We start from the raw sequence: 13,485 nt of genomic DNA, 5'->3' as shown, positions 1-13,485 counted from the left end.
TTCCGTCGACGTTACGTCATGTGACGGGTCGGTCCGGCCCTACACGCCGGAGGAGGTCGCGCCGACCGGCTCCATCTCGGCGGTCCGCTCCGGCTCCACCGGCTGCCGCCAGCGCGCCAACCAGGCGCTGCGGGCGACGAGGTCGACGATCGTCCAGAGCACACCGAAGCCGATGGCGACCGGGATCACCGTCCACCAGTTCCACGGCGGCAGGAACCCCAGGGCCTCCTGCCCCGCGCCGGCGGCGTAGACCCCGCCGGTCACCAGCGGGCCGGCCAGCCAGCCCGGCACCCGGGTCAGGACGGCGAGGTCGATCAGCACCGCGCCGACGAGCAGCACGAACGGCACCGTCGAGGGCGGGAACCCGCCGCCGACCAGCGCCACCCAGGCGATGCAGCGGTAGCCGAGGTAGGCGGCGGCGAGGATCGTCGCCGTCCAGCGCAGGCCGACCACCTTGCGGGCCACGACCAGGGTGAGCAGCCCGGCGAGAACCAGCCAGGTCGGGTGCACCCACGAGGGCACCGGCAGCATGAACGTCGTCGGGGTCTGCCCCTGCGAGACGGCGAAGTCGAGCAGCGACGGCTCAGCCGTGGTGTGCCCCGCCAGGTAGTCGCGCAGCGAGAGGACGCCGTACTCCTGGTGCTGGTTGGGGAAGAGCACGTTCTCCAGGAAGAACAGCCACAGCCCCAGCGAGATCAGGTTCCGGGTGCGGCCGGGCTGCGCGTAGAGCCACCAGCCGCGGATGGCGCCGGCGAGCATGACCGCCGTCCCCAGGTAGAGGACGGCGTGCGTCGGGCTCCAGCTGGTGATGTCCAGGCCGTAGAGCCGGTGGTTGATGATGTCGAGCGGGATGGCGATGAGGAACAGCGCGATCCCCCACTGCATCAGCCGCAGCGCCCGCCGGTCGACGGCGTAGCCGCTGTAGCTGTGCGCCACGACCAGGGCGATGACGACCGCCGTCCCCACCGAGTTGAGCAGGTGCGGCGGGGCGAGGTCGTCGCGCAGCCACTTGAAGTGCCAGGAGACGTCCCAGGACGAGCCGAGCATCTTCAGCAGGAACGCGACCAGCCAGCCGGTGTACATCCAGCGCAGCTCGGTCTGGCTCACCGGCCGCCCCGGCCGGCCCGGGGTCATGTACGCCAGCCACAGCCAGCGGACCGTCGCGATCGGGTGCACCAGCGCCCGGCCGAGGGAGCCCGGCGCCGGCGGGACCACGCGCGCGGTCGCGCCAGGTGCGGATGGTGCGGGCACGGTGGAACTCCCTGAGCCGGGGGGACGAGATGACACCGACAGTAGCGTCGGATCGGCCCGATTCCGACACACTCGAGTCGCGCGGCGGCGGGTGATGCGCTAGGGGTGCGCCCGCGGGGCGGACGGGACGCCCGATGCGTACTGTCGGACCACGTGGCGGAGAGCGCGGGACACCTGGTCTGGATCGACTGCGAGATGACCGGGCTGGAGCTGACGAAGGACAAGCTGATCGAGGTCGCCGTCCTCGTCACCGACTCCGAGCTCAACGCGCTGGACCCGGGCCTGGACCTGGTGATCAACGCACCCGACGCGGCCCTGGACGCGATGACCCCCGTCGTGGCCGACATGCACGCCAAGTCCGGCCTCACCGACGCCGTCCGCGCGTCGACGCTCACCCTCGCCGAGGCCGAGCAGCAGCTGCTGGCCTACATCAAGCAGTTCGTGCCCGAGCGCCGCAGCGCCCCGCTGTGCGGCAACTCGATCGGCACCGACCGCGGCTTCCTCTCCCGGGACATGCCGGAGCTCGACGACCACCTGCACTACCGGATGGTCGACGTCTCCTCCCTCAAGGAGTTGGCCCGCCGCTGGTTCCCGCGGGTCTACTTCGCCCAGCCGCCCAAGGGCCTGGCGCACCGGGCGCTGGCCGACATCATCGAGTCGGTCCGCGAGCTGGCGTACTACCGGAAGACGTTGTTCCTCCCGCCGCCCGGGCCGAGCAGCGACCAGGCGCAGGCCGCCGCCGCCGAGGTGATCGACTCGTACGCGGACCTGCTCGCCGCCGGTGACGCCGGCGCCGACAGGACGGCCGCGTCGGAGGGCTGAACGGCTCCGGTATCGTTGTCCCGGTTCCCCGCACGGCCGACGGCCGGACGGCGGACACGGTGGGTGTAGCTCAGCTGGTAGAGCACCAGGTTGTGATCCTGGGTGTCGCGGGTTCGAGCCCCGTCACTCACCCCACGCGGAGAGGCCCTGGTCGGGGAACTGACCAGGGCCTCTCCCGTTTCCGGGGCCGTCAAGCCGGGAGGGGCGTGCCGGTGCGCGCGGCCCGGACGACGTCGTCGATGGCGCGCGCCGACAGGTCCGCGCCGTGCTCCTCGTCGAGCAGGCCGGCGTGGGTGGCGTCGCCGAAGCGGTGGCTGCTGTTGGTCGACAGCGCGGCCATCCGGTCCTGCGCGTCCGCCCAGTCCGGGTCGCCCTCGTGCCCGGTGGCGGTCAGCACCACCAGCGGTGTGCCGCCGAGGCCGGTCAGCGCCCGGGCCTGGGTGAGCAGCGTGGGCAGGGTGGCGGACTCGGCGGCGGTGTTGCGTGCGCCGCGCGGGCTGCCGGCGAACGACCGGTACGCGCCGGCGGCCGGCTCGGGGAGGGCGGACCAGAACGAGGCCGGCAGCAGCCGCCCGATGCCGAGGCGCGCCAGGCTGGGCAGCACGGCGACCGCGCCGGGCGGGCCGGCGTGGGACGGGTCAGCGGCGGTCCGGTAGGGGCTGGTGGCATCCAGCAGGACCATGCCGGCGACCTGCTCGGGATAGCGGGCGGCGTAGGTCATCGCGTGGTCCCCGCCGATCGAGTGCCCGACCAGCACGTACGGGCCCTGCTCGCCGGCGCGGGCGAGCAGGGTGTGCAGGTCGTCGGCCGCGGCCAGCCCGTCCTGCGCCTCGGGTGCGTTCTCGCTCCAGCCCTGCCCGGCGCGGTCGTAGGCGCAGACCCGGGTGCTGCCGGCGACCGCGGGGGCGATCCGCGCCCAGTTCGCCGAGAACTCGCCGAGCCCGCTGTGCAGAACGACCGTGGGGCTGCCGGAGCCGGCGCAGTCCAGGTGCAGCCGGTAGCCGCCGACGTCGTAGAGCTGACCGGGCATCGGGTAGGCCCGCTGATCGGCGGCGAGCCCGACGGTCTCGGCCGCGCCGCCGACGGCCGCGACGGCCATGACGGCCACCACTGCGTAGAGCAGCCAGCGGCCGGCGGCCAGCGAGCCGCGCACGCGGAGGGCGACCCACCCGGCCAGCGCCAGCAGCAGCGGCGGCCAGACCCAGCCGGCGGCGGTCAGCACCCGGTCCTCCGGCGCCAGGACAAGCAGCCCCAGCCCGGTCACGGCCAGGCCGGCGGCCGGGAGCCAGGCCCACCGCTGCGGCTGGTCGGTCATCCGGGCCGAGAGCACCGCCAGCAGCGCCCAGCCGGCCGCGAAGCCGAGCAGGGCCGCCCCGGTGATCACCGGCTCCGGTCCGCCGGCGAACACGACCAGGGGCAGGACGGCGGCCAGGACCGCCCCGGTCACCAGCGACCCGGCGACGATCAGCCGGATGGAGCCGCGGCGGGGTCCGCGGCCGGTAGCGGGCACGGCGGCCGCGGCGGTCGGTGCGGTGGTGGTCATGGTGCCGCCTCTCGGTGGGTGGGGAAACGGCTGGGGTCGAGCGTCGGCGGCGGTCGCGCCGCTCGACCCGGTGATTCCGCCGGGTCCGGTCAGGAGAGGACGGGGACGCCGGCGGTGATCGCGACGGCGAGGAGCCCAGCGGCCACGACGTCGACGGTGACGCAGAACGGCGGCCACCAGCGGGTGCCGCCCACGAAGCCGGTGCGGTGCTGCCACAGGTCCTTGACGCCGTGGCCGGCCAGACCGGCGACGATCAGCCACGCCGATCCGGTGACCGCGGCCGCGGCGACGACCACGAACACGGCCACGACGGCCGTCTCGACGGCGAGGACGTGCCGGCGCCCGTCGGCGACGGCGAAGCCGAGGTAGACCGCGGCGATCAGGACGAGCGAGAGCGCGTACACGGTCGCGGGGTCCAGCCAGGGGAAGGCGAACGGGGAGGCGGCCTGGAGGACGCCGACGACGGCGCCCCACGCCAGCGGCGTGCGCAGGCTGACGGAGCGGGCTCGGACGGCGGGGGTGCTGGTCATGGTGAGCTCCGGCTGGGGCGGCGGGTCTCCGGCGTAGGTGAGGGTCGTCGTGGACGGCACGTCCTCGGACCGGCGAAGTCGCCGGGTTCTCACCCGGCGGGCCGGAGCAGCAGGGCCAGCGCCATCGCCGGCACCGTCAGCAGCCGGCCCCAGCCGAGGACGGCGTACTCGCCGATCTCCCCGGCCCAGAACGGCACCAGCAGGGCGACGAAGGGCAGGTAGACCAGGGCGGACGCCTCCGCGACGTCCCGCCACCGGAGACCCCGGACCCGCATCCAGGCCGCCAGCCCGATCGACAGGTTCGTCGCCAGCACGAGGACGCCGACGTCGGCGCGCGCGGCGAGCTCGGGCCACACGAGGCGCTCGACCGGGGCGAGGGTGAGCATCCCGGCGAGCATCGCCGCGGCCATCCCGAGGCAGCGCCGGACGGGTGGCCAGGTCTGCCGGTGGAGGGTGTGCGTGCTCATGGCGCTGATCGTCTGTGGAGGCGACGGCGTGGAGATGTGCCGATGGTCATGGGCCCGGGTCACGTCGGGCACGAACCGTGGGCGCTCGCGAGCCGGGCGGGGGCGTCGGAGGCCGGTACGGTCGGCGCCGTGCTGGCCGGTCGCGACGCCGAGCGGGCGGCCATCGCGGCCCTGCTCGACGCCGCCCGCTCCTCGCGGGGAGGGGCGCTGGTGGTCCGCGGCGTGGCGGGCTCCGGGAAGTCCACGCTGCTGGCCCACGCGGTCGGATCCGCGGCGGGCATGACCGTGCTGCACACGCAGGGCGTGGAGTCGGAGTCGCCGCTGGCGTTCGCCGCCCTCCAGCGGCTGCTCCGGCCGCAGCGGGCCCGCCTTCAGGCACTGCCGGCGCCGCAGCGAACGGCGCTGCGGGCCGCGCTGGGCGAGGCCGAGGGCGACGGCGACCGGTTCCTGACCTTCCTCGGGACGCTGAGCCTGCTCGCCGACGCCGCCGAGGAGTCGCCCGTGCTCGCGGTGGTCGACGACGCCCACTGGCTGGACGACGCGTCGGCCGCGGCGCTGCTGTTCGCGGCCCGCCGGCTGCAGGACGAACGCGTGGCGCTGCTGTTCGCCGCCCGCGACCGCGACGTGCACGCCTTCGACGCCGGGGACCTGCCCACCGTCGTCCTCGGTGGTGTCACCGGCGAGGCCGCCGCCGCGCTGCTGGCCGCGAGCACCGGCGGCGCCGTCGACCCGGCCGTGCGCGACCAGCTGGTCACCGGGACCGGCGGCAATCCGCTCGCGCTGGTCGAGCTGGCCGCCGTCCTCACCGGCGACCAGCTGGCCGGGCGGGCGCCGCTGCCGGCGCCGCTCCCCCTGACCGGCGGTGTCGAGCGGGCGTTCCTGGACCGCTACCGGCGACTCGGCGAGCCGGCGCAGCGGCTGCTCCTCGTCGCGGCGGCCGACGACACCGGCCGGCTGTCCGTGGTGCGGTCGGCCGCCCTGCGGCTCGAGGCCGGCGACGACGCGCTGGACGCCGCCGAGCGGGCCGGGCTGCTGGCCGTCGACGGGGACGCCGTCGCCCTGGTCCACCCGCTCGTGCGCTCCGCGGTCTACCGCGCGGCGACCAGCGCGCAGCGGCGGGCCGCGCACCGCGCGCTGGCCGGCGTGCTGGCCGCCGACGACGACCGCCGCGCCTGGCATCGGGCCGCGGCCGCCGAGCGTCCCGACGAGGACGTCGTGGCCGCGCTGGACGCCGTCGCCGAGCGGGCCGCCGGCCGCGGGGGCCACGAGGCCGCCGCGGCCGCCTGGGCCCGCGCCGCCGAGCTCTCCACCGGCGCGGAGGCCCGGGGACGGCGGCTGTACCGGGCCGCCTCCTCGGCCTGGTCGGGTGCGCACCCGTCGCGGGCGGCGGCGCTGGCCACCGCCGCGGCGGCCGAGGTGACCGATCCGCTGCTGCGGGCACAGCTGGTGGCCCTGCAGGGCCAGGTCGAGTGGAACAGCGGGTCTCTGGACGACGGGTACGACCTCGTCGTGCAGGCCGCGCAGGTCGCCGCCGGCGTCGACCCCGCGCTGGCGCGGCAGCTCGCGGTGGTCGCGGCGACCCTGGCCGTGTTCGGCGCGCGCTCGCCGCGCGCGGTGGACCCGGCCGCTCTGGTGCCCGCGCCGGCGCCGGACGCCCCGCCCCGGACGCGGGCGGCGGCGGCCCTGCTGCGCGGGTTCGTCGCCGCCGCCGGCCGGGACTGGACCACGGCCGCCGGCGCCTTCCGCGACGCGTTCGCGCTGACCGACGGCGAGTTCGTCCTCGATCACGTGCAGCGCAACCTGGGCATCGCCGCGCTGGTGATCGGCGACGACGACCGCGGGCTGTGGCTGCACGAGCAGCTGCTGACGGCCGCCCGCCGCGCCGGAGCGCTGGCCGTGGTCGAGTACGCCCTGACCCGCCGCGTCCAGTTCCAGATCGCCGTGGGCGCCTGGCCGACGGCGGCGAGCGCCGCGGGCGAGGCGGTGCCGCTGGCGGCCAGTACCGGCCGTCCGGGGATGACGGCGCTGCCCACCGCACAGCTCGCCCTGCTGGCGGCGCTCCGCGGGGACGATGCCGCCGAGCGTCACCTCGCCGACGCGGCGACCATCCGGCAGGCGCACCCGGGCGGGGTCACCGACCTCGTCGTCGTCGACCTGCTGCACTGGGCGCGCGGCGTGCGGGCCGCGCGGCAGCCGGCGACCGCCCTGCACCACCTCGAGCAGATCACCGAGTCCGGGGGGCGCCGGCTCGCGGCGATCGACCGACTGGAGACCGCCGTCCGGGCCGGTCGGGACGACCTCGCCCGCGCGTGGCTGGAGGAGCTGGCGGCGTTCGCCGCCGGGACCGGCGCGCCGGCCGCGGTCGCCGTCGTCGAGCACGGCCACGCGCTGATCGCGCAGGGCAGCACCGCCGAGGAGCACTTCCGCCGCGCCCTGAAGGCCCACGCCGACTCGCCGCGCCGGCCCGACCGGGCGCGCACCGAGCTGGCGTTCGGTGAGTTCCTGCGCCGGGCCCGCCGCCGGGTCGACGCGCGCGAGCACCTGCGCGCGGCCCTGGCGCTGTTCGAGGACCTCGGCGCGACCGTGTGGGCCGAGCGCGCCGCGGCCGAGCTGCGGGCCTCCGGGGAGACCGCCCGCCGCCGGGACGTGTCCACCGCCACCGACCTGACCCCGCAGGAACGCCAGGTCGCCGCGCTGGTCCGGCAGGGGCTGTCCAACCGGGACGTCGCCGCGCAGCTGTTCGTCAGCCCGCGCACGGTGGACTTCCACCTGCGCGGCTGCTTCGCCAAGCTCGGCGTCACGTCCCGCGTCGAACTCGCCGCCCTCGCGCTGGACGTCTGACCGCCACATCCGCGTATCCCGCGCCGAGACCTCGGCAGACGCGCCGTCACGGGGTTACCTTGGCGGGCCTCGGAAGCGGTGCGCTGCCGTCGCGGGAGGAACCGCATGGTCCGGCTGATGATCGTCGACGACGAGGCGCTGATCCGCTCGGGCCTCACGCTGATCCTGGAGTCCGCCCCCGACATCGAGGTCGTCGCCACCTGCGACGGCGTCCGGGCCCTCGACGAGGCCCGGCGCCACCGGCCCGACGTCGTCCTGCTCGACCTGCGGATGCCGGAGGTCGACGGCCTCACGATCCTCCGCGAGCTGCGGACCTGGCCGGTGCGACCGGCCGTGGCGGTGCTCACCACCTTCGACGCCGACCAGTTCGTCGCCGATGCCCTGGGCGCCGGCGCGGTGGGCTTCCTGCTCAAGGACACCGAGCCCGAGCAGCTCATCCAGGCGGTGCGCTCGATCGCCGCCGGGGGCAGCGTGCTGTCGCCGACGGTCACCCGGACGGTCATCAACGGCTACCTCGGCGCCGCCTCCCGAGCCGACCTCGCGCTGGTGCGGGCGCTGAGCCCGCGGGAGCGGGAGGTGCTCGCGCTGCTCTGCGAGGGGCTGTCGAACGCCGACATCGGACGGCGGCTGCACCTGTCCACCGCCACGGTGAAGGACTACGTCAGCGCGGTGCTCGACCGCCTGGGCGTGGCCAACCGCGTGCAGGCCGCCGTCCTGGCCCGCGCGGCAGGGATCGCCGCCCCGGCCGAGACCGGGGGGACCCGGTGAGGGGCCGGGCGGCGGCGGTGCTGGTCGACGCCGCCGTCGTCGCCCTGGCCCTGGCCGACTCCTGGCTGCGGGCGATCCACGAGGACAACGGGCTCGTCGTCTCGGTGATCGCCGCCCTCGCCCTCATCCTCCGCCGGCGCTGGCCCTACGTCGCGTTCGCCCTCACCCTGCCGGCGCTGTACACCGCCGACGTGCTGCTGGCGCCCCTCGTCGCCCTGTACACCATCGCCGTCTCCTCGCGGTCGCGGGGCGCGGTGCTGCTGTGCGCGGTCGTCGCGGGGGTCGGCAAGTTCGTCCCCTGGCCGCCGTATCCGGCGGCTGTGCTCCACGACCTCGGGAACATCCCCAGCGTCATCTACGCCGGGCTCTACGCCGCCTCCCCGGTGGCGCTGGGATGGCTGGTCCAGGCCCGGCGCGAGCTGTCGGCCCGGCTGACCGAGCTCACCGCCGGCCGGGAGCGGGAGCAGCACCTCGTCACCGAGACCGTGCTGGCGCAGGAGCGGACGCACCTGGCGCGCGAGATGCACGACGTCGTCTCGCACAAGGTCAGCCTCATCGCCGTCCAGGCCGGCGCGCTGCGGGTCACCACCGCGGACCCCGCCGCGCGCGAGAGCGCGGAGGCGATCCGCTCGCTCAGCGTGCAGACCCTCGAGGAGCTGCGGCACATGGTCGCGGTGCTGCGTGCCGACGGCGGGCACGTGCCGGACCTCGCCCCGCAGCCGGGGCTCCGGGACCTCCCCCGGCTCGTCCAGGACAGCGGCCTCGACGCGTCGCTGACCTGGGAGGGGGTCGATGACCGTCGCTGGCCGGAGTCGGTCGAGCGCGCCGTCTACCGCACCGTGCAGGAGGCGCTGACCAACGTCAGCAAGCACGCGCCCGGCGCTCCGGTCACCGTGCTGGTCACGCCGTGGAAGGAGGGGCTGTCCGTGGCGGTGCGCAACGGGCGCCCGTCGGGCACGGGCTCGCCGTCGTCCGCCCTCCCCGGTGGGCGCCACGGTCTGCTCGGTCTGCAGGAGCGGGCGGAGCTGCTCGGCGGCGTGGTGCGTGCGGTCCCGACAGAGGACGGCGGCTTCCTCGTCGAGGCGCTCTTCCCGGATCCGTCCCGCCCCGTCGCGGCGCTCTGACCCGCCGGTCGGAGGGAGGAGAAGCAACCGGTCGGCGGGATGCGGCTCCTGCCGGCGCGGCGCATCGTCGCTGTCATGACCACCTCCGTGCGCCGGCAGCCCCCAAGAGCCACCGGACGCCGCCGTTGCGCCCCTCACGGGCAGCTCCGGGGCGGGGCGGTCGTGACCGTCACCGGCCCGCACCGGCCGGAGGTCGTCGAGCAGCTGTTCACCGCCCTCGCCGGATGCGACGGCACCGGCGCCGCCGGCGAGCTCACCGACGTCGCGCAGGCGATCCTCCGCGGACGCCTCGTGCTCGTCGCCGCCGTGCGCCCGCTGCAGAGCGGGCCGGACCACGAGGATGCGCTCCTGGCCCGGCTGGTCCGGATCGCGGCCGGGCTGTCAGCGGCCACGGGCTTGCAGGTGGACGTCGAGGACGCCGAGCCCGCCGAGCCGGCCCAGGGCGTGGACCGGGGACGGACCCGGGTGACCATCCTCGGTTCCCCGGTCCCGCTGGATGCGGTGGCGGGTGCCGTCCAGGCGGTGCGCGCGGCCGGCGGGTGGGTCGATGCCATCGCCACCTCGTCCGGCCACCCGATCACCGGCGTCGAGCTGGTCGCCCGCGGCGCGCCCCGAGCGGTCCTCTGCCCCGCCCTCGCCCGGGTGGCCGCGGCGACCGACGTCGACGTCGCGCTGAGCTAGCGCGGGGTCACCGCAGGACGACGAGCAGGTCGCCGCCCTCGACCTGCTGCACCGCACCGATGGCCAGCCGGGCGACCGTCCCGGCGACCGGGGCGGTGATGGCCGCCTCCATCTTCATGGCCTCGATCGTCGCCACGGTCTGCCCGGCCTCGACGGCATCGCCCTCGGCGACGGTGAGGGTCACCACGCCGGCGAACGGCGCCGCCACCTGGCCGGGATCGGCGCGGTCGGCCTTCTCGGCGGCCTTGACCTGCGCGTCGACGGTGCGGTCGCGGACCAGCACCGGACGCAGCTGGCCGTTGAGGGTGCACATGACGGTGCGCATGCCCCGCTCGTCCGGGTCGGAGATCGCCTCGATGCCCATCAGCAACCGCACCCCCGGCTCGAGGTCGACCGCGTGCTCCACGCCGGACCGCAGCCCGTAGAGGAACTCCTTGGTGGGCAGGACCGAGGTGTCGCCGAACTGTTCGCGGTGTGCGGCGAACTCCCGGGCCGGGGCGGGGAAGAGCAGCCGGTTCAGCGTGGGCCGCGGCTGCTCGGCCAGGCCGCGGACGTCGTCCCCGGTGAGCTCGGCGGGCGGCTCTGCCTCCCGGCGGCCCTCCAGCGCCCGGGTCCGGAACGGCTCGGGCCAGCCCCCGGGCGGGTCGCCGAGCTCGCCGCGCAGGAACCCGATCACCGAGTCGGGCAGGTCGTACTTGCCGGGGTCGCTGGCGAAGTCCTCCACGGTCACGCCGGAGCCGACCAGCTGCAGGGCCAGGTCGCCGACGACCTTGGACGACGGGGTCACCTTGACCAGCCGGCCGAGCAGCCGGTCGGCCGCGGCGTAGGCGTCCTCGACCTCCTCGAACCGCTGGCCGAGGCCCAGGGCGATCGCCTGCTGGCGCAGGTTGGACAGCTGACCGCCGGGGATCTCGTGGGTGTACACCCGGCCGGTCGGGGACGGCAGGCCGGACTCGAACGGGGCGTAGAGCCGCCGCACCGCCTCCCAGTAGGGCTCCAGCGCGTTGACCGCGGCCAGGTCGAGCCCGGTCGCGCGGTCCGTGGTGTCGGTGGCGGCGACGATCGCCGACAGCGGCGGCTGGCTGGTGGTGCCGGCCATGCTGGCGACCGCGCCGTCGACGGCGTCCACCCCGGCCTGCCAGGCGGCCATCAGGGTGGCGAGCTGGCCGCCGGCGGTGTCGTGGGTGTGCAGGTGCACGGGCAGGTCGAACCGCTCGCGCAGCGCGGGCACCAGCCGGGCGGCGGCGGGCGGCCGGAGCAGCCCGGCCATGTCCTTGATCGCGAGCACGTGCGCGCCGGCAGCCACGATCCGCTCGGCGAGGCGCAGGTAGTAGTCCAGCGTGTACAGCCGCTCGCCGGGGTCGGCCAGGTCGCCGGTGTAGCACAGCGCCACCTCGGCGACCGCGGTGCCGGTCGCCCGGACGGCGTCGATCGCCGGGCGCATCTGGTCGACGTCGTTGAGCGCGTCGAAGATCCGGAAGACGTCCAGCCCGGTCGCCGCGGCCTCCCGGACGAACGCGTCGGTCACCTCGACCGGGTAGGGCGTGTAGCCGACGGTGTTGCGGCCGCGCAGCAGCATCTGCAGGCAGACGTTGGGGACCGCCTCGCGCAGCGCGGCCAGCCGCTCCCAGGGGTCCTCGTGCAGGAACCGCAGCGCCACGTCGTAGGTCGCCCCGCCCCAGCACTCCAGCGACAGCAGCTGCGGCGTGGTGCGCGCGACGTGCCCGGCGACGGCGAGCAGGTCCTTGGTGCGCACCCGGGTGGCCAGCAGCGACTGGTGCGCGTCGCGGAAGGTGGTGTCGGTGACCGCCAGCGCCGGCTGCTGACGCAGCTGCGCCGCGAAGGCCTCGGGGCCGAGGGCGAGCAGCCGCTGCCGGGAGCCCTCCGGCGGCGCCGCGCCCGAGTCGACCGGCGGCAGCTTCTCGACCGGGTCGACCAGGTGCGGCCGGCCGCCGTGCGGCTCGTTCACCGTGACGTCGGCCAGGTAGGTCAGCAGCTTGGTGCCGCGGTCGGCCGAGGTGCGCGCGGTGAGCAGGTGCGGCCGCTCGTCGATGAACGACGTCGTCACCCGACCGCTCCGGAAGTCCGGGTCGTCGAGCAGGGCGGCCAGGAACGGGATGTTGGTGGCCACGCCGCGGATGCGGAACTCCGCGACCGCGCGCCGGGCCCGGGCGACGGCGATGTCGAAGGTGCGGCCCCGGCAGGTGAGCTTCACCAGCATGGAGTCGAAGTGCGCCTCGACCTCGGCGCCCAGCGACGCCCCGCCGTCCAGCCGGATGCCGGCCCCGCCCGGCGAGCGGTAGGTGGTGATCCGGCCGGTGTCCGGCCGGAATCCGTTGGCCGGGTCCTCGGTGGTGATCCGGCACTGCAGGGCGGCGCCGCGCAGCGCGATCGTCTCCTGCGCCAGGCCCAGGTCGGCCAGGGTCTCCCCCGCCGCGATCCGCAGCTGGGACTGCACCAGGTCGACGTCGGTGACCTCCTCGGTGACCGTGTGCTCGACCTGGATCCGCGGGTTCATCTCGATGAACACGTGCCGGCCGGCGGCGTCGAGGAGGAACTCGACGGTGCCGGCGTTGGCGTAGCCGATGGCCCGCGCGAAGCGGACGGCGTCGGCGCAGATCCGCTCCCGCAGCGCGGGGTCGAGGTTCGGGGCCGGCGCGAGCTCGACCACCTTCTGGTGCCGGCGCTGCACCGAGCAGTCCCGCTCGAAGAGGTGGATCACGTTCCCCTGCCCGTCGGCGAGGATCTGCACCTCGATGTGCCGCGGGTCCACCACCGCCTGCTCGAGGAACACCGTCGGGTCCCCGAACGCCGACTCCGCCTCCCGCATCGCCGCCTGCACCGCCGCGCGCAGCTCCGCCGGGTCCTCCACGCGGCGCATCCCCCGCCCGCCGCCGCCGGCGACCGCCTTGACGAACACCGGGAACGGGATCGCGTCCGCCGCGGCCAGCAGCGCGTCGACGTCGGCGCTCGGCTCGGTCGAGACCAGGACGGGCAGCCCGGCCTCGCGGGCGGCGGCGATCGCCCGCGCCTTGTTGCCGGTCAGCCGCAGGACCTCCGCAGAGGGGCCGACGAACGTGATGCCCGCCCGCGCGCACGCCTCGGCCAGCTCGGGGTTCTCCGAGAGGAAGCCGTAGCCGGGGTAGACCGCGTCGACCCCGGCCCGGCGGGCCGCCCCGACGATCTCCTCGACCGACAGGTAGGCCCGCACCGGGTGCCCGACCTCGCCGATCTGGTAGCTCTCGTCGGCCTTGAGCCGGTGCACCGAGTTGCGGTCCTCCCACGGGAAGACCGCCACCGTCCCGATGCCCAGTTCGTATGCGGCACGGAACGCCCGGACCGCGATCTCACCCCGGTTGGCCACCAGCACCTTGCGGAACATCACGCTTCCCCTTCGTCGATGGCGCAGCCTTGCACCCGGGCGTGGTCGACGCACACCCTCACCGGCCGCCCGCCCC

Annotated in this window: 10 protein-coding genes and 1 tRNA gene; 6 read left to right on the top strand and 5 right to left on the bottom strand. The window is 75.8% G+C overall.

What is annotated here, in order from left to right; all coding sequences use genetic code 11:
• Positions 1-39: 39 nt before the first annotated feature.
• Positions 40-1,251 (bottom strand): hypothetical protein, encoded by a 1,212-nt coding sequence (locus AB3388_RS06975; RefSeq protein ID WP_495410034.1) that lies wholly within the window; start codon positions 1,249-1,251, stop codon positions 40-42.
• Positions 1,252-1,404: 153 nt separating this feature from the next.
• Between AB3388_RS06975 and orn the strand changes: the two genes are divergently transcribed.
• Positions 1,405-2,073, top strand: coding sequence for an oligoribonuclease (orn, locus tag AB3388_RS06970; protein WP_495410033.1), 669 nt, complete (start codon positions 1,405-1,407; stop codon positions 2,071-2,073).
• A gap of 59 nt (positions 2,074-2,132) precedes the next feature.
• Positions 2,133-2,208: transfer RNA gene (locus AB3388_RS06965), tRNA-His, on the top strand.
• A 55-nt stretch (positions 2,209-2,263) separates the two neighbouring features.
• On the opposite strand, the gene AB3388_RS06960 is transcribed toward AB3388_RS06965, so the two are convergent.
• The 3 genes from AB3388_RS06960 to AB3388_RS06950 all read right to left on the bottom strand — a co-directional run bounded on the left by AB3388_RS06960 (position 2,264) and on the right by AB3388_RS06950 (position 4,613).
• Positions 2,264-3,616, bottom strand: coding sequence for an alpha/beta fold hydrolase (locus AB3388_RS06960; RefSeq protein WP_495410032.1), 1,353 nt, complete (start codon positions 3,614-3,616; stop codon positions 2,264-2,266).
• Between the two features lie 89 nt (positions 3,617-3,705).
• Positions 3,706-4,146 (bottom strand): hypothetical protein, encoded by a 441-nt coding sequence (locus AB3388_RS06955; protein WP_495410031.1) that lies wholly within the window; start codon positions 4,144-4,146, stop codon positions 3,706-3,708.
• Between the two features lie 89 nt (positions 4,147-4,235).
• On the bottom strand, positions 4,236-4,613 hold the full coding sequence (locus AB3388_RS06950; protein ID WP_495410030.1) for a hypothetical protein: 378 nt from the start codon (positions 4,611-4,613) through the stop codon (positions 4,236-4,238).
• Between the two features lie 129 nt (positions 4,614-4,742).
• On the opposite strand from AB3388_RS06950, the gene AB3388_RS06945 reads away from it, so the two are divergent.
• From AB3388_RS06945 to AB3388_RS06930, 4 genes are all read left to right on the top strand, one after another.
• Positions 4,743-7,454: a helix-turn-helix transcriptional regulator gene (locus tag AB3388_RS06945; protein ID WP_495410029.1), complete on the top strand. Its 2,712-nt coding sequence runs from the start codon at positions 4,743-4,745 to the stop codon at positions 7,452-7,454.
• A gap of 105 nt (positions 7,455-7,559) precedes the next feature.
• Positions 7,560-8,222 (top strand): response regulator, encoded by a 663-nt coding sequence (locus tag AB3388_RS06940; RefSeq protein ID WP_495410028.1) that lies wholly within the window; start codon positions 7,560-7,562, stop codon positions 8,220-8,222.
• Positions 8,219-9,346 (top strand): sensor histidine kinase, encoded by a 1,128-nt coding sequence (locus AB3388_RS06935; RefSeq protein ID WP_495410027.1) that lies wholly within the window; start codon positions 8,219-8,221, stop codon positions 9,344-9,346. The genes AB3388_RS06940 and AB3388_RS06935 overlap by 4 nt, the downstream gene beginning before the upstream one ends.
• 162 nt (positions 9,347-9,508) lie before the next feature.
• The gene (locus AB3388_RS06930) at positions 9,509-10,027 is read left to right on the top strand and encodes a hypothetical protein (protein ID WP_495410026.1); all 519 of its coding nucleotides are present in this window, start codon (positions 9,509-9,511) and stop codon (positions 10,025-10,027) included.
• A 7-nt stretch (positions 10,028-10,034) separates the two neighbouring features.
• Here AB3388_RS06930 and AB3388_RS06925 read toward each other — a convergent pair whose 3' ends face one another.
• Positions 10,035-13,409: a pyruvate carboxylase gene (locus AB3388_RS06925; protein ID WP_495410025.1), complete on the bottom strand. Its 3,375-nt coding sequence runs from the start codon at positions 13,407-13,409 to the stop codon at positions 10,035-10,037.
• Between the last annotated feature and the right edge of the window lie 76 nt (positions 13,410-13,485).

It is taken from the genome of Geodermatophilus sp. SMS 5-13 (assembly GCF_059428245.1).
The sequence above is the reverse complement of the archived record's forward strand: the minus strand, read 5'-3'. Positions and strand labels throughout refer to the sequence as shown.

What these genes read in the sequence shown, in the direction of transcription:
- AB3388_RS06940 (WP_495410028.1), top strand. Translation starts at nt 7,560, where the DNA reads ATGGTCCGGCTGATGATCGTCGACGACGAGGCGCTGATCCGCTCGGGC.
- AB3388_RS06960 (WP_495410032.1), bottom strand. Translation starts at nt 3,616, where the DNA reads ATGACCACCACCGCACCGACCGCCGCGGCCGCCGTGCCCGCTACCGGC.
- AB3388_RS06955 (WP_495410031.1), bottom strand. Translation starts at nt 4,146, where the DNA reads ATGACCAGCACCCCCGCCGTCCGAGCCCGCTCCGTCAGCCTGCGCACG.
- AB3388_RS06950 (WP_495410030.1), bottom strand. Translation starts at nt 4,613, where the DNA reads ATGAGCACGCACACCCTCCACCGGCAGACCTGGCCACCCGTCCGGCGC.
- AB3388_RS06925 (WP_495410025.1), bottom strand. Translation starts at nt 13,409, where the DNA reads ATGTTCCGCAAGGTGCTGGTGGCCAACCGGGGTGAGATCGCGGTCCGG.